At 52.4% G+C, this 22,041-nt stretch carries 23 protein-coding genes; 15 read left to right on the forward strand and 8 right to left on the reverse strand.

From position 1 onward, the window contains the following. The first annotated feature begins 129 nt into the window (after positions 1 to 129). A complete protein-coding gene (locus JRJ22_RS09550; protein WP_206104238.1) occupies positions 130 to 954 on the forward strand; it encodes an aldo/keto reductase in 825 nt (274 codons plus the stop codon). 74 nt (positions 955 to 1,028) lie between these two features. On the opposite strand, the gene JRJ22_RS09555 is transcribed toward JRJ22_RS09550, so the two are convergent. After that, the gene (locus JRJ22_RS09555) at positions 1,029 to 2,168 is read right to left on the reverse strand and encodes a THUMP domain-containing class I SAM-dependent RNA methyltransferase (RefSeq protein WP_206104239.1); all 1,140 of its coding nucleotides are present in this window, start codon (positions 2,166 to 2,168) and stop codon (positions 1,029 to 1,031) included. A gap of 186 nt (positions 2,169 to 2,354) precedes the next feature. On the opposite strand from JRJ22_RS09555, the gene JRJ22_RS09560 reads away from it, so the two are divergent. Continuing rightward, complete coding sequence (locus tag JRJ22_RS09560; protein WP_206104240.1) at positions 2,355 to 2,984, forward strand: O-methyltransferase; 630 nt, start codon at positions 2,355 to 2,357, stop codon at positions 2,982 to 2,984. A 17-nt stretch (positions 2,985 to 3,001) separates the two neighbouring features. On the opposite strand, the gene JRJ22_RS09565 is transcribed toward JRJ22_RS09560, so the two are convergent. Beyond that, a complete protein-coding gene (locus tag JRJ22_RS09565; protein WP_054940005.1) occupies positions 3,002 to 4,222 on the reverse strand; it encodes an MFS transporter in 1,221 nt (406 codons plus the stop codon). A 226-nt stretch (positions 4,223 to 4,448) separates the two neighbouring features. Between JRJ22_RS09565 and hemE the strand changes: the two genes are divergently transcribed. From hemE to JRJ22_RS09625, 12 genes are all read left to right on the forward strand, one after another. Continuing rightward, complete coding sequence (gene hemE, locus JRJ22_RS09570) at positions 4,449 to 5,507, forward strand: uroporphyrinogen decarboxylase (protein WP_206104241.1); 1,059 nt, start codon at positions 4,449 to 4,451, stop codon at positions 5,505 to 5,507. A 42-nt stretch (positions 5,508 to 5,549) separates the two neighbouring features. After that, a complete protein-coding gene (gene hemH, locus JRJ22_RS09575) occupies positions 5,550 to 6,509 on the forward strand; it encodes a ferrochelatase (RefSeq protein ID WP_408637876.1) in 960 nt (319 codons plus the stop codon). After that, entirely contained in the window at positions 6,506 to 7,963 is a 1,458-nt protein-coding gene (hemG, locus tag JRJ22_RS09580; protein ID WP_206104243.1) for a protoporphyrinogen oxidase, read from the forward strand. Before hemH ends, hemG begins: the two co-directional genes overlap by 4 nt. Before the next feature lie 153 nt (positions 7,964 to 8,116). Then, a complete protein-coding gene (locus JRJ22_RS09585; RefSeq protein WP_206104244.1) occupies positions 8,117 to 9,484 on the forward strand; it encodes a CapA family protein in 1,368 nt (455 codons plus the stop codon). Between the two features lie 71 nt (positions 9,485 to 9,555). Then, positions 9,556 to 10,287, forward strand: coding sequence for a glycerophosphodiester phosphodiesterase (locus tag JRJ22_RS09590; protein WP_206105067.1), 732 nt, complete (start codon positions 9,556 to 9,558; stop codon positions 10,285 to 10,287). Between the two features lie 39 nt (positions 10,288 to 10,326). After that, positions 10,327 to 10,950, forward strand: coding sequence for a fumarylacetoacetate hydrolase family protein (locus JRJ22_RS09595; protein ID WP_206105068.1), 624 nt, complete (start codon positions 10,327 to 10,329; stop codon positions 10,948 to 10,950). A gap of 15 nt (positions 10,951 to 10,965) precedes the next feature. After that, positions 10,966 to 11,766 (forward strand): DUF92 domain-containing protein, encoded by an 801-nt coding sequence (locus tag JRJ22_RS09600; protein ID WP_206104245.1) that lies wholly within the window; start codon positions 10,966 to 10,968, stop codon positions 11,764 to 11,766. A gap of 191 nt (positions 11,767 to 11,957) precedes the next feature. Continuing rightward, positions 11,958 to 12,578 (forward strand): TetR/AcrR family transcriptional regulator, encoded by a 621-nt coding sequence (locus JRJ22_RS09605; RefSeq protein ID WP_206104246.1) that lies wholly within the window; start codon positions 11,958 to 11,960, stop codon positions 12,576 to 12,578. Positions 12,579 to 12,614: 36 nt separating this feature from the next. Further along, on the forward strand, positions 12,615 to 14,546 hold the full coding sequence (locus tag JRJ22_RS09610; RefSeq protein ID WP_206104247.1) for an ABC-F family ATP-binding cassette domain-containing protein: 1,932 nt from the start codon (positions 12,615 to 12,617) through the stop codon (positions 14,544 to 14,546). A gap of 56 nt (positions 14,547 to 14,602) precedes the next feature. Continuing rightward, positions 14,603 to 15,076 carry a tetratricopeptide repeat protein gene (locus JRJ22_RS09615; RefSeq protein ID WP_206105069.1) on the forward strand — a complete coding sequence of 158 codons (474 nt, stop codon included), beginning with the start codon at positions 14,603 to 14,605 and terminating at the stop codon, positions 15,074 to 15,076. Between the two features lie 148 nt (positions 15,077 to 15,224). Continuing rightward, a complete protein-coding gene (locus tag JRJ22_RS09620; protein WP_206104248.1) occupies positions 15,225 to 16,166 on the forward strand; it encodes a stalk domain-containing protein in 942 nt (313 codons plus the stop codon). 107 nt (positions 16,167 to 16,273) lie between these two features. Further along, positions 16,274 to 16,756 (forward strand): DL-endopeptidase inhibitor IseA family protein, encoded by a 483-nt coding sequence (locus tag JRJ22_RS09625; RefSeq protein ID WP_206104249.1) that lies wholly within the window; start codon positions 16,274 to 16,276, stop codon positions 16,754 to 16,756. A gap of 66 nt (positions 16,757 to 16,822) precedes the next feature. Here the strand turns inward: JRJ22_RS09625 and JRJ22_RS09630 are convergent, their stop codons facing one another. The 6 genes from JRJ22_RS09630 to JRJ22_RS09655 form a co-directional block, all read right to left on the reverse strand. Further along, entirely contained in the window at positions 16,823 to 17,662 is an 840-nt protein-coding gene (locus JRJ22_RS09630; RefSeq protein ID WP_206104250.1) for a hypothetical protein, read from the reverse strand. After that, a complete protein-coding gene (locus JRJ22_RS09635; RefSeq protein ID WP_206104251.1) occupies positions 17,646 to 18,689 on the reverse strand; it encodes a M42 family metallopeptidase in 1,044 nt (347 codons plus the stop codon). The genes JRJ22_RS09630 and JRJ22_RS09635 overlap by 17 nt, the downstream gene beginning before the upstream one ends. Before the next feature lie 48 nt (positions 18,690 to 18,737). Then, positions 18,738 to 19,064, reverse strand: coding sequence for a LapA family protein (locus JRJ22_RS09640; protein ID WP_232381091.1), 327 nt, complete (start codon positions 19,062 to 19,064; stop codon positions 18,738 to 18,740). 87 nt (positions 19,065 to 19,151) lie between these two features. After that, positions 19,152 to 20,942, reverse strand: coding sequence for an oligoendopeptidase F (gene pepF, locus JRJ22_RS09645; RefSeq protein WP_206104252.1), 1,791 nt, complete (start codon positions 20,940 to 20,942; stop codon positions 19,152 to 19,154). A gap of 197 nt (positions 20,943 to 21,139) precedes the next feature. Next, complete coding sequence (locus tag JRJ22_RS09650; protein WP_206104253.1) at positions 21,140 to 21,310, reverse strand: hypothetical protein; 171 nt, start codon at positions 21,308 to 21,310, stop codon at positions 21,140 to 21,142. Positions 21,311 to 21,316: 6 nt separating this feature from the next. Further along, positions 21,317 to 21,550: a hypothetical protein gene (locus JRJ22_RS09655; RefSeq protein ID WP_036702226.1), complete on the reverse strand. Its 234-nt coding sequence runs from the start codon at positions 21,548 to 21,550 to the stop codon at positions 21,317 to 21,319. A 172-nt stretch (positions 21,551 to 21,722) separates the two neighbouring features. On the opposite strand from JRJ22_RS09655, the gene JRJ22_RS09660 reads away from it, so the two are divergent. Further along, positions 21,723 to 21,920, forward strand: coding sequence for a cold shock domain-containing protein (locus JRJ22_RS09660; protein ID WP_019911834.1), 198 nt, complete (start codon positions 21,723 to 21,725; stop codon positions 21,918 to 21,920). Positions 21,921 to 22,041 lie beyond the last annotated feature (121 nt).

The following is a 22,041-nucleotide window of genomic DNA, read 5'->3' on the forward strand; positions in this document are numbered from 1 at the left end:
TTAGCAGCCTCCGCACTTGTGTGGAGGCTTTTTTGCATGCCGCCATCCAGCAGGTTTGGGTCTGGCAATAGGGACATGGTATAATGTGCATATTGTTTCACCGTATACATAGGCAGGAGGGAAAATGAGATGAAGCATCTAACAGACACGGCGATATTGAATAACGGTGTGCATATGCCCTGGTTTGGTCTTGGGACCTACAAAGCGGAAGGGGCTGAAGTGGCCAAGGCGGTAGCAACCGCACTCGAGCTGGGGTACCGCAGCATCGACACCGCAGCCGTGTACGGCAATGAAGAAGAGGTCGGCCAGTCGATAGCCGCAAGCGGTGTAGCGCGGGACAGCCTGTTCGTGACTACCAAAGTGTGGAATACCGATCAGGGATATGATACAACTCTGCGGGCCTTTGAAACCAGCTGCAAAAAGCTCGGGCTGGATGTCATTGATCTGTATTTGATCCATTGGCCGGGCCAGACCCTATATAAGGACACCTGGCGTGCCCTGGAGCGTTTGTACGAGGAAGGCCGTGTGCGGGCGATCGGGGTCAGCAATTTCCAGATCCATCATCTGGAGGAATTGAAAAAGGAGAGCAGTATTGTTCCAGCAGTCAATCAGGTGGAGCTGCATCCGCGGTTTATCCAGAAGGAGCTGCATGACTACTGTGCACAGCATCAGATCCAGATTGAAGCGTGGGCACCCCTGATGAAGGGAAGACTGCAGGATAACGAGCTGCTGCAGGGCATCGCCGGGAAACACGGCAAGACGGTATCCCAGGTTATTCTGCGCTGGGGGCTGCAGAACTCCATCGTCATCATTCCCAAGTCGGTTACGGCTTCGCGGATCAAAGAAAACAGCGAGATTTTTGATTTTGAGCTGTCAGCGGATGAAGTTAGCGCGATTAGCGGGCTGGATGCCGGAGAGCGGATCGGCACGAATCCGGATAACCTGCTGTTCTAGAACGTATAGACACATAAATAGCCTTAAGCTCCTTACAGCGCTGCTGTATGGGCTTAAGGCTATTTGCATGCTGCTTATTGCGGATTACGCGGCGGGAGCGGGCCCAGATACTGATAATATTGGCATTCAATCCGGCCGTTGTACAGCTTGCGGCGCTTGTCTGCTTTGCGGCCGTAGTATTGCTCGAATTCTTTGTAGGGGCTGATCGCAAAAAAGGACCAGGTCGGCAAATACAGCATCATCTCGCCGAATTGGCGGGTCAGCTTTTCCACTTCCTTGTCATTGCTGATCCGCTCACCATAAGGCGGGTTCGTGATGATGCAGCCGTAATCGCCTTCAGGGCGGGCTTTGGCAGCCGCGAGATGCTTGAAGGTGATTTCTCCGGCCAGCCCAGCGCTTTTGGCAGCTGCTTCGGCAATTTCAATTGCTGCCGGATCAATATCGGTACCGGTCAATTGCAGCGGATAATCGTCGCGTACGGCATCGAAGGCCTCGTCACGGGCTTCTTCCCACAGACGCTTCGGAATCTCCGGCCAATGTTCAGACGGGAACGAACGCCGCAGTCCGGGCGCGATGTTCCAGGCAATCATTGCCGCTTCGATCAGGATGGTGCCGGAACCGCAGCACGGATCGAACAATGGGCGGTGGCCGTTCCAGCGGCTAAGCTGGATGAGGGCGGCAGCCATGGTTTCCTTCAGCGGCGCTTCTGTCGCCTGGCGGCGGTAGCCGCGTTTGTGCAGTGCAGGACCGGTGGTATCCAGAGTAATCAGGGCGATGTCGTTCAGCAGAATCACTTCAACCACGTAGCGCGGGCCGTTCTCCGGGAACCACTCGGTGCGGTATGACTGCTTCAGCTTCTCAACAATCGCTTTCTTGACAATCCCCTGGCAGGCAGGTACGCTGGTAAGCTGGGATTTGTGGGACCGTCCTTCTACCGGAAACTCCCCGTTTTCGGGAATCCAGTCTTCCCAGTTGATCGCTTTGACGCCTTCGAACAGCTCATCAAAGGTTTTGGCCGGGAATTGGCCCATTTTGACCAGGACCCGGTCAGAGGTACGCAGCCATAAATTGCAGCGGCAGATATCGATATAATCCCCGCTGAATAGGACCCGTCCGTTCTCGGTTGTGGTCTCATAACCCAGTTCGTTTAGTTCACGTGCTACTACAGCCTCCAGTCCCATAGGGGCGGTGGCGATCAATTGTAATTTACCCAAATGCGCTCAACTCCGTTTAGCTTGTAGATGGTTGCTCCTAGCCAGTACAATAAGAAAAGCAGAGAAGTAACAACGACACTGTGCATCGCCTTCATTCTGTGCATGCGCTTAGTAAAGCTTGGCCTAGCCGATCCTTCTAAGTATAGGTGAATGCGCGGGACTTCACAATATCAAAGGAGAATACATATGCCTAATCAGGAAGAATACAGTGAAATGCTCTATACAGAGGATGAATTATTGCTTGAGGTCAAACAGGCGATTGCAGATCACGGGATGCCTGAGGTCTCCATCGCTCCGGGGTACGGGCGGCTGCTCTCGATGCTGGTCCGTCTGTCCCGCTCCACCCGCATTCTGGAGATTGGTGCGCTTGGGGGATACAGCGGTATATGCTTATGCCGCGGATTGGCCTCCGGCGGACAGCTGACCTCTCTTGAGCTGAAGGAAGAATACGCCGGACTGGCACATAGCCACTTAGCCAAAGCAGGCTTCGGCGAAGCCGTTGAATACAAAATCGGCCCTGCGCTGGACAGCCTGAAGGGGCTCGAAGCGGAGGGCCGGACATTTGATTTCTTTTTCATTGATGCGGACAAAGAGAATTATCCGAATTATCTGGAGTATGCAATCCGTCTGGCATCACCGGGGGCCATTATCGCCGGGGATAATATTTTCCTGCGCGGCCGCACCCTGAATACAGATAAGAACGGACCCGCAGTACAGGCGATGCGCCGGTTCAACGAGATGATCGCCAGCGATGAGCGGCTGACCAGCACGCTGCTGCCAGCGTACGATGGACTGGCTTTAGCCATGGTGAAGTAAGCTGGAGTCCCCGGGTGTCAGCGGAACCAATGATGCCGCGTCGGCTTGTACAGCTTGAGCCGTACCCAGACTGTATTGATTAGCAGGAATCCGCCGGAAATAATGAACAAGCCTTCAATCCCGATATAACCCGATAAGAATCCGCCGATAACTGCTCCAAGCATATTACCCAGGGCCAGCGTGCTGCTGTTGAAGCCGAAGGCCCTGCTCTCTTTGCCGTCTGGAGTATAGGAACGGATGAGTGCGTTCACGCTTGGCAGGAGCCCTCCCATAAACACTCCCATCAGGAAACGGATGATGATCAGCTGCCAGACGCTTGTTACAAAGGCTTGCGGAATAAGGAACAGCGACGCGCCGATCAGTGCATAAGTCAAGATACGATGGGCGCCGACCTTGTCGCTCAGCCTGCCGAGAAGCGGAGAAGCCAGCATGTTGGATATACCGGTAACTGCGCTGACCATCCCTGCCCAGAATGCAATATTTACGGCTGAGCCATGCAGCTTCTCCACATACAGCGGCAGCAGGGACATCGGGCTGATCATCGCAAACTGCAGCAGGAAGGTCACACCGAACAGTGCCGGCAGCTGCGGTACCTTGGCCAGTTCTTTAAATCCTTCGAGGACGGAGACCTGAGGCACTTTTGCGGCTTCGACCCGGTTGAATTTCTCTTTCACGAGGAATAAAGCGAGCAGCGAAGCGACGAACAGCAGTGCACCGACGACATAAAAAATCGGGCGGAAGCCGATCCAGTCAGCCAGCGCCCCGCCGATCAGCGGTCCCAGAATCGTTCCGGCCACCGACCCGGATTGCATCAGCCCCATGGCAAAGCCCATACGGGGTTTGGGTGTTGTACCGGATACCAGCGCGATGGAGGCCGGGTTGAAGCCGGAAATCGTCCCGTTTAACAGACGCAGCAGCAGGAGCTGCATCGGTGACTGCGCGAAGCCCATCAGTACCATGACGATGGCCATACCGAAGCTGGAGCGCAGAAGCATGATTTTGCGGCCGTATTTGTCGGCGAGCTTGCCCCACAGCGGCTGGAATAAGAACGAGGTCAAAAAGTTTGCGGCAAAAATAAGGCCTGCCCACATTCCGATAGCGTGATCACCGGTTACACCCAGATCCTTGGCGAGATAAAGAGACAGGAACGGGGTAATCATCGTCATGCCGGCATTTACCAGAAATTGGCCAAACCAAAGCACCATGAGGTTGACCTTCCAAGTCTCCCAATTCTTCAAAGTGCTTTCACTTCCTTTCAGAGATTTCTATTCTGAAAAATTCACGAAAAATTGACATTCTATCAGTATATCATATATTTTTGGCTGTCCGGTGCAACACTTGTCATAGTAATGTCATTGGATTGTCATTCCGTTGACCTGAGAACGGTTGTTACCATCTTTTAAAAGGGGCATAATAAGTTATATGCGTCAGCAACTATCCTATCAAACTAATGGAGATCTTATCATGACCTACAATGATACTTTTATCCGCGCCTGCAGACAGCAGGACACGGACCACGTTCCCGTATGGTACATGCGGCAAGCCGGCCGTTATGATCCCGAGTACCGTAAAATCAAGGAAAAATATTCGCTGCTGGAAATTTGCAGCCAGCCGGAACTTGCAGCGGAAGTGACCTTGATGCCTGTGCGCAAGCTGGGTGTGGATGCGGCTATCCTGTATTCCGACATTATGAACCCGGTGGCTTCCATCGGTGTGAAGTTTGACATCGTGAAGAATATTGGCCCGGTTATCGAGAATAGGGTTGCGACAGCTGCCGATGTGGATCGGCTGAAACCGATTGATGTAGAAGGCGACCTCAGCCATGTGCTGGAGACTATCGCCATACTGGACAAGGAGCTGGATGTACCGCTGATTACATTCGCCGGTGCCCCGTTTACGATTGCCAGTTATTTAATTGAAGGCAGGCCTTCAAAGAGTTATCACCGTACCAAAGAAATGATGTTCAGCCAGCCCCGCGTATGGGAGAAGCTGATGGATAAGCTGGGCGATATGGTAATTGCTTATCTGCGTGCCCATGTGAAGAGCGGCGGCAAAGCCTTTCAGCTGTTCGACAGCTGGGTGGGTGCACTGGCACCGCGTGACTTCGAACGGTATGTGCTGCCTACGATTTCCCGTATTTTTGCCGAATTGTCGGACCTTGATGTACCGAAGATTTATTTCCCGGGCGTAAGCTCCGGGGAACTGCTGCCAAGCCTTACCAAATTGCAGGCTGATGTCATTGGACTGGACTGGCGCGTGAGTCTTACTGAAGGCAGACGCAGAACCGGCGGAGGTTTTGCCATTCAGGGCAATCTCGATCCTTATCTGCTGACAGCGCCAATGGATCTGCTCAAGGAACGGGCGAAGGATTTGATTGATGAGGGCATTCAGGAGCCTGGATATATATTTAATCTGGGTCACGGCTTATTTCCGGAAGCTTCGCTGGACACGCTAAGAGAGCTGACGGAGTACATCCATGCGTATTCAGAGCAGGCTCTGAAACAAGCAGCTGCACAGAAATAATAATACCGCAAGGACTGGTATGAACATTATTCACAAAAGGAGATGGATTCCGTGACAGCTAAAATTGGTGTACTTGTGATGTCTTACGGCACGCCTGAAAGTCTGGAGGGTGTGGAAGCCTATTACACTCATATCCGGCGCGGCAACGCGCCTTCCCCGGAGCAGCTTAAAGAGCTGAAGGACCGCTACGAAGCGATTGTCGGCGGCGTGTTCCCGCTCCGGGAGAATACGGACCATCAGGTGGAGGCTCTTCAGGAGATGCTGAACCGCAGCGGCGGGGATGTGGAATATGTGTGCTACCAGGGACTCAAGCATGCCCGGCCTTTTATTGAAGACGGCGTTGAAGCTATGGTGCGGGATGGCATTACCCAGGCGGTCGGCATTGTACTTGCCCCCCATTATTCTGTAATGAGTGTAGGCACATACATCAAACGGGCAAAAGAAAAAGCGGATGCCAGCGGAATCCGGATGGAATTCGTGGAGAGCTACCACCTGCATCCGGAACTGATAGACGTGCTCAGCAGACGGGTATCAGCAAAGCTGGATCAATTTGAAGAGACCGGCGCAGCCCGCGGAGATGTGCAGGTCTTATTCAGCGCGCATAGCCTGCCTGAACGGATTCTTGCCATGGGCGATCCTTACCGGGACCAGCTGCTCGAAACCTCCAAGGCAATCGCTGACAGGGCAGGAGTCACCTCCTGGCAGTTCACCTGGCAGAGTGCAGGCAGAACGGCTGAACCTTGGCTGGGCCCGGACATTCTGGATACACTGCGTGAGCTGTCCACAAGCCAGGTGAAGTATGTGCTGTCTGCTCCAATCGGATTCGTGTCCGACCATCTGGAAGTGCTGTACGATCTTGATATCGAAGCCCAGGCGCTTGCTTCCGAGCTGGATCTGCGGCTGATGCGGATTGATTCGTTAAATAGTGATCCGGCGTATATGTCTGTGCTAAGCGATGTAGTCCGCACCAAGTCAAGTCAGCTGAAGGTGATTCAGCCATGACCGGTATGCCCCGGAAGATCGTTATTATCGGCGGAGGCCTCAGCGGCCTCAGCGCCGCGTTTTATGTCCGTAAATTTTACCGGGAAGTCGGATACCGGCCTGATATTGTGCTGATCGAGAAGGAAACTGCGCTCGGCGGCAAAATTGAAACTTTGCACCGCGACGGCTTCGTCATTGAGAAGGGGCCGGATTCCTTTCTGGCCCGCAAAACAGTGATGAGTGATCTGGCCAAGGAGCTTAAGCTGGATCATGAGCTGGTAACAACCAATCCGAATGCCAAGAAGACGTACATACTGCAGCGGGGCAAGCTTCACCCGATGCCGGCCGGGCTGGTTCTCGGCATTCCTACCGAGCTGAAGCCGTTCCTCAAGAGCGGCCTGGTATCCTTCAGCGGTAAAATGCGGGCGATGCTCGATTTCGTGATTCCGTCGCGCCGGAGCAGCGAAGATGAGTCCCTCGGAGAGCTGATCGAGCGTCGCCTGGGAACAGAGGTCCTGGAGAATATGACAGAACCGCTGCTCGCCGGCATTTATGCGGGCGATATGCGTAAGATCAGCCTTCAGGCCACCTTTCCGCAATTCGGTGAAGTTGAGCGCAAGTACGGCAGCCTGATCCGCGGAATGACTACCGGCCGCAAGCCCGTCGAGACGCATACGGGTACCAAGAAAAGTGCCTTCCTGACCTTCCGTAATGGTCTGCAAAGCCTTGTGGAGGCCTTAATCCGTGAACTGCATGATGTGGAGCAGCGGACTGGAACGGCAGCAGCGGGGATTACGGTGCTGAACAATACTGCCACTGATGCCCCGCGGTATGAGGTGAAGCTGGAGACTGGTGAAATTCTGCAGGCGGATGATATTTATGTCACTGTACAGGATTTTGCTGCAGCGGAGCTGTTCCGTCCGTATGTTGATGTATCTCCGCTGGAGAACGTTAATTATGTATCGGTTGCGAATGTAGTGCTGGCTTTTGCCAAGAAGGACATCGTCACCGAGTATGACGGCTCCGGTTTTCTAGTTCCACGTAAGGAAGGACGCAATATTACAGCTTGCACGTGGACCTCCACGAAATGGCTGCACACCAGCCCTGATGACAAAGTACTGCTGCGCTGCTACGTCGGGCGTTCCGGTGATGAGCAGAATGTGGAGCTGCCGGATCAGGCGCTGACGGAACTGGTGCTGAAGGATCTGCGGGAAATCATGGGCATTACAGCTAAACCTCTGTTTGCCGAAATTACCCGGCTTAAGCATTCGATGCCGCAATATCCTGTCGGGCATCCGGCCAGAATAGCCGGTTTCCGCCGTGAGCTGGGACAGAAGCTGCCTGGCGTTTATGCTTTTGGCGCAGGCTATGATGCTATTGGCTTGCCGGACTGCATTAAGCAGGCTAAGGAAGCAGCCGAAAGCGCTGCGGCCGGCTTGAAGAAACAGCCGGAAGCTGAAGCTGTATTCATTTAATAAAAGAGCGGTGAGCCGGGATGATCCCGCTTCACCGTTTTTTTTGCCGGATAGTGAAGTTAACAGCAGCAATACTCCCTGCGGTTTGGAGGGGGGAGCGTGAGTTATGCTATAATAGAAACACTTTTAATACAAAGGAGATTCTTAGTACCCATGTATCCGCCGCGATCACGCAAAAGAGAGAAGAATAAGCGCAGCAGTAAACGCCGACGCAGAACGGTATGGTCATGGATTAATGTAAGCTTATTATTAATGATTACTGCCATGTTAACCTATTATTTTATTGGAGACTCTAGCGGCGGGCTGGCCTCGCAGCCACAGTTAACGGAGACAACAGGTTCGCCATCCCCATCCCCGGAGACGGTTAATGCTGCCCAGCCTTCCGCAACGGTGACACCTGAGCCGGAAGCTACTGCTACACCTGAACCGTCGCCTTCCGCTACTCCTACTCCGGAGGTTTCACCAACACCTTCTCCATCTGAGGAGGCTGCTGTAGCCTCTTCGCCTGAGAGCAGCGGTACAGGTGATAACAGTTCAGAGGACGTTTCCGGCTTGCCCGGGGATGTTTCAGGGGCAACCGTTAAGCTCAATTTTGCCGGGGATGTCATTTTCTCGGGTAAAGTAGCCGATCTGCTTCAGAAGAAGGGCTATGATTACTCCTACTCTGCGCTGGACGGCATGTTCCAGAAGGATGATCTGACCGTAGTAAATCTGGAGACCCCGATTACCACTGGTGGCGTAGGTGCAGAGAACAAGCAGTATGTGTTCAAGGGAGCCCCGGAAGCGCTGGATGCGCTCAAGTCAGCAGGTGTGGATGCGGTCAATCTGGCCAACAATCATACGCTGGACCAGGGAGAGCAGGGGCTGCTGGATACACTGAGCAACCTGAACACACGGGGGATTCCTTATGTAGGCGCAGGTAAGAACAGCCGAGAAGCATACACCGCCCAATATTTTGAACGGAACGGGATCAAGATCGCACTCCTCGGCTTTACCCGTGTCATTCCGCACAGTGATTGGATGGCGGGGGCAAGCAAGCCGGGGGTAGCCAGCGTCTATGACAGTATGGAAGCGCTGAAGACCATTGCAGCCGCCAAGAAAAAAGCGGATCTGGTTGTCGTAGTTGTCCATTGGGGCAAAGAGCGGGTGGAACAGTATGACGCTTCCCAGCAGACCCTGGGCCGCAGCTTCATTGATGCCGGAGCAGATCTTGTCATGGGCGGTCATCCGCATGTACTGCAGGGGATCGAACCTTACAAAGGCAAGTGGATTGCCTACAGCACTGGGAATTTCATTTTTACACGCTCAACGACTGCAGCCACCTGGGAGACGGCTGTCTTTCAGGCGGAATGCGGCATTACAGGCCAGTGTTCGCTTACTCTGCATCCGATGGATGCGGAATTAGGCCAGCCGGTGCCAATGAATGATGCTGACGGACAGCTTTTGCTGAACAAGGTTCAGTCCCTATCCTCCGGTTTAGTCAAGATCGGCAGTGACGGCCGCGTTACCGAAAGCCGGTAGATAAGCCGGAGCAGGGCTTTATAATTGTAAGCAGCCCGAGACGGATCATACTTCTGCTGGAGGTGGTTATGATGAGAAATATATGTGTTGCCCATCGCGGGTTTTCCGGTAAAGCCCCGGAGAACACACTCGCCGCCGTCCGGATGGCACTTGCGCTGCCCTATGTCCGCTGGATGGAAATCGATGTGCAGCTGACCAGGGACGGCGTGCCGGTTGTGATTCATGATTTCACACTGGACCGGACAACCAACGGCCACGGGAAAGTGAAAAATATGGATTTTGAGCCTATGCGGCGCTTGGATGCGGGAGTCTGGAAGAGCCGTGCCTTCCGCGGGGAAAAGGTTCCTTCACTCGAAGAGGTGCTGGATCTTGCTTCCGGGAGACTGAAGCTGAATATTGAGCTGAAGACGAGCGGCGACATGTATCCGGGTCTGGAGAAGGCGGTCATGGATCTGATCTCTGCCAAAGGCATGCGCGATGAGGTAGTGCTGACCTCCTTCGATGCAGGGGTGCTTCAACGGGTAAAAGAACTGGATGCCCGGTTTCGTACCGGGCTGATCTATGACTCCCGTTCAGGGGATCCTGCACGTAAGGTGAAGGAGCTGGACTGCTCCTTTCTGTCAATCAGCTTTACTAGAATCAATGCGGGGCTGGCCAAGCTGCTGGCTGAACGCGGAGTGAAGACTATGGCCTGGACCGTAGATAAGGCGAAGGAGATGCGCCGCCTGGCTGAGATGCATTCGGATATCATGATCTGTACGAACCGCCCGGATATATGGGGTGACACTTTTTTGGAAGTCTGACTGCATTTAAATATGACGGGAAAGCGAGCTGAAGCTTCGATGTGTGCTGATGTAAATAATGTGTACTGTGTTGGACGTAATTATAGATTGCATGCGGAGGAACTGGGGAACAAGGTTCCTGCAGAACCGCTGATTTTTCTGAAGCCCTCCCATGCTGCTGTTCCGCTCGATAAAGCTATCATTCATCTTCCCCAGGACGCCGGGCTGATCCACTATGAGGGAGAACTTGTCCTGCGTATCGCCCGGGATTATGTGCCGGGCATGAGTGTCGATGAGCTGGTGGATGTCATGGCGCTGGGCCTCGATTTCACACTGCGGGATGTGCACAATGACCTGCAGAAGAAGGGGCTGCCCTGGACGCCGGCCAAAGGCTTCAAGAACGCCGCCCCGCTCACCCCTTATATTGCCTTTCCAGAAAAAGAAGAACTTGAGGCTACAGACTTCACTGTTCTCAAGAATGGTGTCGAGGTGCAGCGGGGGAATGTGAAGGATATGATCTTTTCACTGCAAAAAATCGTCGAATTCATAGCTGCGCGGTATGGGCTTGGTAAAGATGATGTGATTTTTACCGGAACCCCGGCAGGGGTGGGGCCGGTCGTTTCAGGAGACTCCTTCGAGCTGTTCTGGGGCGACAAGCTTTTAGGCACCTGCCTCATCGGTTAACGGGAGCTGAATGATATGCTGTGGATATTAGGCGCCTGCGGCGCCTTGCTGGTTGCCGGAGCAGCTTACCGGAAGCGTTCGCTGAGCTTCTCCGGGCTGATCGCGGCTTTTGTAATGGGTACCGTTTATTTTGGAGCAGGCAATGCTTTCTGGTTCGGTATCCTTCTGCTTTTTTTTATTTCCTCAAGTCTCCTCTCGAAGCTCCATCACGAGAACAAAGCAGAGCTTGAACTGACGTATGATAAGACCGGCACGCGTGATGCGGGGCAGGTCTTCGCGAACGGCGGAATGGGCATGCTGCTCGTCTTGCTGAACGCGGTTTATCCGCTGGAGCTTTGGGGATTTCTTTTCATTGGCGTAATGGCGACCGTAACCTCAGATACATGGGCCACGGAAATCGGCACCCTGGCGAAGAAACCGCCCCGTTCTGTGCTGACAGGCAAAGTGCTGCCGGCGGGAACCTCGGGCGGCGTATCGCTGCCGGGCACACTTGCCGCTGCAGCGGGTGGAGCGCTGATCGGCGCTGCCTCCTGGCTGCTTCGGGCGCTTTCCGGAATGGAAGAACATTCCTTCCTGCTGCTGACGCTGGCCGGTCTTATCGGCGGACTCGCCGGCGCATTCGCCGACTCAATCCTTGGTGCTACGGTGCAGCGGATGAACCGCTGCACCGTATGCGGCCGCGAGGTGGAGGCATCTCGGCACTGCGGTCAGCCTACGGCATTCGCAAGAGGCTGGCGCTGGATGGACAATGATGCCGTCAATGCGGTCAGTTCCATCATTGGCGGTGCAGCCGCCTTGCTGGTTAGCTTGCTGTAAGAAGGCGGCTGAGCCAATCAATCACATAATTGAACTTGAAATACACATTTAGGGAAAAGTGGCGGAGGGGAATTTTGGAACTGTAGGAGCGTTAGCGTCCGAAAGTCCAAACATTCTCTGTAGTCACGACCTATCCCAAAAATAAGAATTACAAGTTCAATATATAGAGTCATTAATTGGAGGTGAACCGTTTGGGCGGCACAGTAAGTCACAAGCATACAGCCATTTTGGATGCCGCGTATGAACTTTTTGGTTCGGAAGGCTTCTACGAGACAAAGATGTCGGAAGTGGCAGAACGTGCGGGAATTGCCAAAGGCACGGTCTATTTATATTTCAAAAGCAAGGAAGAGCTGTTCATGGCTGTCACACGCCGTGACTGTGAGGACTTCCTCCAGCGGCTTGAAAACCTTCTGCAGGCTTGCAGCACCCTCGCGGATAAGCTGTCGGCCATTGCCGGACATCACCTGCTGTACTATTATGAGCGTAAGCAGCATACTAAACTGTTCTTCCGGGCCCCGAATAACAATCCGGAGCTGATGGCCTACATGACCCGCTTCATGGAAGAATACATGCAGTCTGTAATGAAGGTTATGCAGGAGAGCGGTGCCGCCGAACCGGAGCTGCTGGCAGAGTCTTATATCGGCATGCTGGACAGGCTGAAGATGGATATTATGCTGCGTCCCGGTTTTTCGGAGGCGGATGCGCATAAGCGGGCAGAATTTGCTGCTGGACTCTTTATCCACGGCGCATTAGGTAGCCAGAATGAGCAGGCGGTACATACTCTGCATGAAGATCATCAGGAAGAAGCGTAACCCGCTATTAAAATATAAGGCAAGCGAGGACAAAGCATGAATATTATGACTGTGGAGCATCTATCCAAAAGCTACGGAGAGAAAACACTGTTCCAGGATGCATCGTTCGGGATGGATGACCGGGATAAGATCGGCGTTATCGGTGTGAATGGAACAGGGAAATCTACCTTTTTGAAAATTATCGCAGGTCTGGATACTGCCGATGAAGGACAAATCGCCATCGGCAACGATGTGCGGGTGCAGTACCTGGCGCAGAATCCGCCGTACGAGCCGGGCAATACCGTACTGCAGCAGGTATTTGCCGGGGATGATCCGGACCTTCGTACAATGCGTGAATATATGGAGATCCTGGCTGAGCTGGACAAGAGCCCGGGCAATGCAGAACTTGAAGCAGCAATGGTCCGGATCGGGCATAAGATTGACGCGGCCGGCATCTGGCATCTGGAGAGTGAAGCCAAAACGGTGCTGACTAAGCTCGGCATCACCCGCTTTGATGCACAAATGGGAACGCTATCGGGCGGTCAGCGCAAGCGTGTAGCGCTTGCGGCTGCACTTATTACGCCTTCTGAGCTGCTGATTCTGGACGAGCCTACCAACCATATTGATACCGATTCGGTGGCCTGGCTGGAACAATATTTGCAGAAACGTCGTGGCGCTCTGCTGATGGTTACGCATGACCGCTACTTCCTGGAGCGGGTAGCCAGCGTGATGCTGGAGCTGGACGGCGGACGCCTTTATCGGTACGAAGCAAACTATTCTCGGTTCCTGGAACTGAAAGCCGACCGCGAAGAGCGTGAGGCCTCAGCGGAGCAGAAGCGCAAAAACCTGCTGCGCACCGAGCTGGCGTGGATTCGGCGCGGAGCCAAGGCCCGTTCGACCAAGCAGAAGGCCAGAATTGACCGCTTCGAGAAGCTCAAGGAAAGCACAGGAGGAAGCTCGGCGGGATCACTGGACATTTCGGTGGCTTCGACACGGCTGGGCCGTAAGATCATCGAGTTGAAGGACCTGACCAAATCCATGGACGGGCGGACTCTGATTAAAGACCTGACCTATATCGCGGTACCACAGGACCGGGTGGGCATCGTCGGTCCGAACGGCAGCGGCAAATCCACGCTGCTTAATCTGATTGCCGGGAAGCTGCAGCCGGACAGCGGCGAAGTTCAGCTGGGTGCGACGGTCAAGCTGGGCTATTTCACCCAGGAGCATCAGGATATGGATGACAGTATGCGGGCGATTGAGTACGTTAAGGAAGAGGCAGAGGTGATCCGCACCGCTGACGGCAGTGTGATTACGGCAGGCCAGATGCTGGAACGCTTCCTGTTCCCTCCGGCCATGCAGTGGACGCCGATTTCCAAGCTGTCCGGCGGCGAGAAAAGACGTCTGTACCTGCTACGCGTCCTGATGGGCGCACCGAACGTGCTGCTGCTGGATGAGCCGACCAATGACTTAGATATCGGCACACTGTCCGTACTCGAAGACTACCTCGATGAATTCCCTGGTGTCGTCTTTACCGTATCCCATGACCGCTATTTTCTGGATCGTACCATCGATAAGCTGATCGCATTTGAGAACGGCCAAATCCGGTTACATGTCGGGGATTACAGTGAATATGAAGAATGGCTGGCTAAGAATGTAACTGCGCAGAGCAGCGCCGATAAAGAACTGAACAGTAAACAGAACTCCGTTCAGGAGCCGGCCGCGACTGCTGCGGCAGCCCCTCCGGCCAGAGAAAAGGTCAAATTCACCTTCAAGGAACAGCGTGAATATGAAACAATTGATGAGATGATCGGGCAGGCGGAACAGCATCTCGTGGATATTACTGCGCAGATGGAAGCGGCCTTTGCCGACTCGGGCAGACTGCAGGAGCTGGTCGAACAGCAGCGGCAGGGTGAAGCGGAGCTGGAACGTCTGATGGAGCGCTGGACGTATCTAAATGAGCTCGCAGAGAGGATTGCCGGCAAGGCTTAGCTTTAATTGCATGAATTCAATCCATAGTCAGGAGGTGGCGGCCTTTGAAACATACCATGCAGGATGCCGTAGCACTTCGCAGCGCGGGCCAAGCGGAAGAAGCGAGGGTAATACTGCTCAATCTGCTGACAGAGGACACGGAGAATGCAGAGCTGCTGTACCAGCTGGCTTGGACACATGATGTCCTGGGCCTTGAACGGGAGGCTGTTCCCTATTATGAACAGAGCCTTGCATTAGGGCTGCCTCAGGATCAGCGGGCGGGAGCGTTGCTAGGACTGGGAAGTACCTATAGAACGCTTGGAGAGTACTCCCGTTCCAGGGAGGTGCTCCAGCTAGGAGCCCGGGAATATCCGGAGCGCAAAGAGTTCCCGGCATTTCTCGCGATGGCACTGCACAATCTGGGAGCGCATCATGAAGCGATGGAGATTCTGCTCAAGCTGCTTGCTGAAACCTCTGCTGATCCGGGAATTAAAGATTACAGCAAAGCGATCTCGTTCTATTCGGATAAGCTGGATCAGATCTGGCCGTAATGGTCTCTACCTTTCATTCATAAGCAAGCTGAAACCGGGCAATCCGGGAGTCGGCTTGCTTTTTTTATTAAAAAAATCAACCTCCTAAATTATAGAAACTAATCCGGATATATAGAGTAAAACTTTTATACAGGAAAGAGGTGGGATTTTGAGAAAATTTATACTCGGCCTGCTATGCGGCCTGGTTATTGCCAGTTCATCCGTTGCCTTCGCATCAGGCTCTATCAAGGCTTTATTGTTCCCGGCAAGCTTCGAAATTAACGGCAGTACGGTGACGCCAAGCAGCAGTGTCCAGGCGCTTCATGTGAACGGCTCCACCTATGTGCCGCTGCGTTTTATCGCAGAGAATCTGGGTGCTACAGTGGGCTATGATGCGGAGCTGCAGAGAATTATTGTCAAGAACAGGGAGCTGAATCTTAAAGACCCGGATTACGCAGGCATAAGAGCCGGTAATCTCATTGTGACCCCATCGGGCGGGAATTCCATAGTCACGGGCCAGCTAATATTTGCCGGGGTAGGCAACAGTAAGAATAAAATCTCTGCCACACTCTCATTTTACAATGACAGCAACAGGAAGATAGGTGAAGTTCTGATTAAAGGGAATCAGTTTGGAGTCGAAGCCCAAGCCTTTACAGCCAAAGGAACGGGAGATTTCAGAGCCTATACCACGGCTATTCTGCATGTCGATGCTGTGAATGACAAGCCTGCTCTCAAGCCTGTCTCCTTCATCTACAAGAATTCCAAATATAATTTTACGCTGCAGCTTCCAGCTTACTGGGAGGGGAGATACAAGGTAGAGTCTTCCGTAAACGCAGCTTCAGACCGGGAAAGCATTCATTTTGTGACCAATCAGGGCGGAATTATATTTTCAATCCTGGTGTGGACTGAACAAGAATGGAAAGAGCAAGGCGCGATGACTCAGGAGGTTGCGCAAATCTGGAAACTCGGTGAGCAGGGAAACAAGGTGTTTACGATTATTCTTCCGGGCGATGTGCAATATGATCCGGAGAATGAAGAGCAGACAGCGGAGTATCACAAACTGGTTTCGTACATTGATCTAATCAGAACAAGCTTTAAACTCCAGGAATAACGCACTAAACTGAATCAAGTTAATGCTGCAAAAAAGTTCTCTCCCCGTGGACAATCACCCGGGCATTTATTGTCTGCCGCAATACGCTGTACGGAGGAGGCGAATAAATGGCGCAAACAGGACAATCACCCGGTGAGCTAAAAGCTTTGATTGATGCAGCGGAAGGTGTCTGGTTCGAGGTGTTTTATTCCGGGGACTTAAATGAGGCGATTACCGTGGGCGATAGGGAGTATTATCTTCTGCCGTTCAAATTCAGTACAAAGGAAAAGGTGATCACTTACTTCAGGCGTTTCTGGGGAGTAACTATGAGCAATAGAATGTTCTGTAATTTGTATACGATTAAGCGAAATAACAGATTGTATGTTATTGCGGGCGATCCTGGTATATTTACCACGATCCCTAGAAGAGTAAGGGTGACCAGCCGTACGGCAACCAGAATTAGTGTTACAGCTGTCCTATCCATGAGTGAGGATTACGATGAGGAAACTATGGTGGTTCAATACCTGATCGGCAAAACCGGAACGGGGCTTCGCGTCCTGGACCGAAATAAGAAGGATGAGCGTTTTGCCAGATGCGGAAGGCCAGGATAACATTCATATGAAAAAGAAGCAGAGCCAGCACGGGAATCCCGCTGATTCTGCTTCTTTTGTATTCGTTCATCTGCCACCTGCCACGGCAATCATCTGCACGACTGGGCGGGAGTCTCCGGTAAGGACAGCTTCGTCCGCATTCATCTGTGAGGAGCCGTCGCCGTCGAGGAAGATGCCCTCCCGTTCATTACCGGGAACGGTTTGCAATACAGCTGTACGGAACTCTTCTGCCGTACAAAGTGTTGGCGTGACAATCAGCCACAGCTTCCCGGTTTCGTCATAGACTAGTCCGGAGCGCATCCGCTGCTCGTCTGCGTAAGGCAAATGCTCGGCAGCACTGGCGGCTGCCCACAGCCCGTCCTGCTGCAGATTCATGCTGATGCCGCCCTGGGCCCAGTAATGACTCCGGTCGCTGACAGACAGCTCATCGCCCGAGGAGACGATCTGCACCGACAGCCTGCCGGCAGTTCCGTCCCAGACCAGCGTGCCGCGTGGATATTTGGCGTTGAACCAGCCGGAGCCATATGCGCCCTTGGCGCCATTAACCGGGACATCGTTCATAACCGCCACCGACAGGAGATCTGTACCATAGAAGAAGCCGCCGTTAATACCGTAAGCGGGAACCTTGCGCAAATCAGAACCTGCGGTCCTTAGAATGATGTTTTCCGGAGCGACTGCCATCATATGCATCTGAACCTGACCGGGGCTTACTGCTTCGAGATATTCATATTCATGCGGGAGCCCGCTGAAGGCCTCACGCACTTGTTTCTCCGGCTTGTTCAGCAGAACTGCCGGTATCACGATCACCAGAACAAGCAGGACGAGCAGGGCAATGCTAAGCTGCCGTCGCTTGTGGATCCATATCCGCCGCAATTTACCGCTTCCGGCTTCAGTTTGCACCGACATAGGCGGCAAGCAGCTTGGCCGTATTCAGGACGGCCTGCTTATGTGTGCGCTCCATGGAGTGGGAGGCATGCACCCCCGGACCGATCAGTGCAGCACGGATGTTGTTGCCGCCGCGCAGCGCAGCTGAGGCATCTGAGCCATACTGCGGATAGATGTCAACCGCAAATGGAATCGCCAGGCTGTTCGCCAGATCGATCAAACGGCTGGTCATAGCATAGTCATAAGGGCCGGAGGAATCCTTGGCGCAGATCGATACATCTGTTTCCTTGCAGCTCAGGTCATCCCCCATGGCGCCCATGTCTACCGCTATGAATTCGCTGATTTCGCCTGGAATCCATGCTGTACCGTGGCCGACCTCTTCGAAGTTGGAGATCAGGAGGGACAGGTTATGAAGCGGCTTCCAGCCTTCACGCTTGATGCTTTCCAGCAGGCCGAGCAGGGCGGCTACACTGGCTTTGTCATCCAGATGGCGTGACTTGATATAGCCGCTAGGAGTAATAACCGCGCGGGCGTCAAAGGAGATGAAATCACCGACAGCAATACCGAGCTTGAGCACATCATCTTTGGTAGAGACAAGCTCATCGATCCGGATTTCCATATTCTCCTCAGCCCGTTTGAAGTCACGCGCATCGGCATAGACATGCACCGAGGGATGACTGGTTAGAATGGTGCCGGTATAAGTCAGACCGCTGCGGGTATGAATGACACAGTATTCATTTTCGATGCTGTTCATTGTAAAACCGCCGACAGAGGTCAGGCGGAGCGTGCCGTTTGGCTTAATGGAGCGGACCATCGCACCCAGCGTGTCCACATGCGCGCTAATGCCGATGGTGCGGGAAGGATCAAGCCCGGGTACGCTGAGAATGATGCCGCCTTTCTCGTTCCAGCTGAGCGGAACGTTCAGCGAAGCTGCTTCCTCGGCTACGAGCCGCATAGCCTTAGCGGTGAAGCCGCTGGGGCTGGGGGTATCGAGCAGTTTTTTGAGAACGGATAGAATATAGTCTTCATTTGGCTGAATTGTAAGCAAGATTAAGCCCTCCAGTTCATACTTGGTTTAGAATAGGTGGTAAAAAACTTAGCGCTCCATATTCGGTTCCTCAGCCAGGCTGTCATGCTGGGCTTGAGGAGATAAGGGATCGAACGCGTTTCCCGCATCCCGCAGCTTGGACAGCTCTGCGTTCAGTACTTTAATTTGCTTCTGCAGCTTGTACTGGCGGAAAATACCGTAGGAGCCGACGATGACCCCGCCGATAACCGCGCAGCCCAGAATAACAAGAATAAGCGGGAGCTCGATCTGATCGAAGCCGAAATTCACCTGAACCGGATCTACGTTGATCACTGCGAATACAGCTGTAAGCAGCGCAAAGATTAAACCTAAAATTAGCGACCATTGCAGTTTCATATAATATCCTCCCACTTTGACAGTGTAACAGTATAAATCCCCTGCCCGCGAGGGGCAAGGGATTACCTCAATCCTAAGCTGTCTATTTTATTTGGTCAACTGTTCCATCTGCTCAATAACGCTCTCGAAGACACTCATTGCTTCACGGATCGGTTCCGGAGAAGACATGTCTACACCGGCTTTGGCCAGGATATTGATCGAATAATCACTGCCGCCGCTCTTCAGGAAGCCGAGGTAGCGGTCCACCGCCGGTTTGCCTTCCTCCAGAATCTGTTTGGAGAAGCTGGTTGCTGCAGAGAAGCCGGTAGCATATTTATAAACATAGAAGCTGTTGTAGAAATGAGGGATCCGTGCCCATTCCATTTCGATATCTTTATCAACCACCATGTCCTTGCCGTAGTACTTCACATTAAGGTCATAGTAGATGGCCGACAGATCCTGCGGAGTCAGCGATTCGCCGTCTTCTGCACGCTGGTGGATCATTTTTTCGAACTCGGCGAACATGGTCTGGCGGAATACCGTTGTACGGAACTGGTCAGCGTAGTAGGTGAGCAGATACATTTTCTCCTTCGGATCGGTTGACTTCTTTAACAGATAGTCCATCAGCAGCGCTTCATTCGTTGTAGACGCCACTTCTGCGAGGAAAATCGTGTACTGTGCATCACGGTACTTCAGCGCGTTATCCGAATAGTACGAATGCAGGGCGTGACCCATTTCATGCGCTAGTGTAAACATGCTGTTCAGGTTGTCGTTATGGTTCAGCAGCACATACGGATGGGTGCCGTAGGCTCCCCAGCTGTAAGCTCCGGTGCGTTTGTTCTCATTCTCGTAGACATCGATCCAGCCCTTGTCGTAACCTTCCTGCAGCACACTGAGGTAGTCTTCTCCGAGCGGCTTAAGACCTTCTTTGGTAATCTTTTTTGCTTCTTCAAAAGTAATATCCAGCTTATATTCATCTACCAGAGGAGCGAACAGGTCATACATATGTAGTTCATCAACGCCAAGCAGCTTCTGGCGAAGCTTCATGTAACGGTGCATGAGCGGCAGACTCTCGTGAATGGTGTCGATCAGGTTTGTGTAGACTTCCTTGGGAATATTATCGCCGTAGAGCGACATTTCCAGCACGGACGGATACTTGCGGACCCGTGAGTAGAAAACATTTTTGTTTACATTTGCGCTAAGTGTAGCGGCGATGGTATTTTTTTGCTTGGCATAAGTCTCGTAGACGGCTTTAAAAGCGTTCTTGCGCACTTCGCGGTCCGGACTCTCCAGGAACTGAATATAACTCCCGTGAGTCAATTCCACTTCCTTGCCTTCCTCATTTTTGATCTTGGGGAACTTGAGATCGGCGTTGTTCAGCATGCCAAAAATATTCTGCGGTGCCTGGGAGATGTTTCCCACCTGAGCGAGCAGAGCTTCCTCCGCTTTGGAGAGGACATGCGCCTTTTCACGCTTCATTTCTGTTAAGGTAAAGGTATAGGCGGAAAGGGCAGGGTCAGCGATGAACTGATCCAGCTTCTCCACAGGCAAAGCCAGAATTTCAGGGGTTACAAAAGAAAGAGCTTCACCAGCTTCGACACTCAGCTTTTTCGCTTTTTGCGTAAGTGCCTGATAGGTCGGTGCGGCAGTGTCCTCATCCTGGCGCATATGTGCGTAGACATAGAGTCGTTCTGTCAGCAGCGACAATTGGTCATCCAGCTCAAAGCAAGCTTTAAGCTCTTCCGGCGTATCCAGCTTGCCCTGGAATGCGGCGGCTTTTTTAATCAGCTCTTTGACTTCGCTGTATTCAGAATCCCATTCCGCCTGCGATGCAAACATATCTTCAAGCTTCCAGCGGTTTTCGGCGGGCACTTCACTTCTCTTCAATAATTGTTCCATAGAAATCCTCCTTAAATGATGAGATGTAGCAGGCATATTGTTCTGTGCTGCAGCGCTTGCGAAATCACCCGGAAGCAGGCACAGCGCTAATAGAAGCGATAGAGATTTGACGGTTAAGGACATGACCTGTGCCTCCTGGATCTTAAAGTCGGCTTAGTATGCCCTGCCAAATTCTGATGTATGAGCTTCTTAGAGAGTTATGCCAGCAAGCTATAAATAATGAAGATAAAAGCTAGAGCAATCAGAATTACAGCGGTTAGCGCCATGCCGCGCTTGAGGCGCGGCGGCACTTTTTCCTTGCCCATAATGAGCACGGCACCAAGACAGAGGACTACTATAACGAATATGACCAGACTCTCGTTATCCATGCCCCTCTATACCTGTTTGAACGCTGCGATGATATTCTTGTATTCTTCTTCGTTATCTTTATAGGATTCTTTGTTAAACCGGTTATTGACCCATTGCATCATGGCCGGCCGGCTCATAAAAGTATGCGTTTCTTCTCCCCATTGATCGGAAATTTCCCGGAGGATAATGTAGCGTCCCTGAACCTCAACGGTCATCATATTCCATTTGTCTGTTTTGTATATTTCATGTTTTTTGATCATTGTCATTACCACCCTGGCGATTTTTGGCTTTTGGGTCAATGATAACGCACCGGGTAAGTGAAAAGCAAATTAATTCATTAATAAAGGGAAATGATGGATTGCTTTGCAGAATTAGCTGGAGTATAATGTAAGCATACGCCATATATGGCGGTATTTTTAGGAGGTTGTTCATTTGAAAGGTACAGTAAAATGGTTTAACGCAGAAAAAGGTTATGGTTTCCTTCAAGTAGAAGGCGGCGAAGATGTATTCGTTCACTTCTCAGCTATTCAGGGCGACGGATTCAAAACATTGGATGAAGGCCAAGCGGTTGAATTCGATATCACTGACGGTAACCGCGGTCCACAAGCAGCTAACGTAGTTAAATTATAAGACACGGCTGGACAGATCATCTGTCGGCTGCAATATATATTTGATTTATGGCAGGCACTTGCAAGAGTGGTAACCAGCAACTTACACAGCACACAGTTCTTTCGGGAACTGTGTTTTTTTG

The sequence above is a fragment of the Paenibacillus tianjinensis genome (assembly GCF_017086365.1).
Taxonomy (GTDB): Bacteria; Bacillota; Bacilli; order Paenibacillales; family Paenibacillaceae; genus Paenibacillus_AQ; species Paenibacillus_AQ tianjinensis.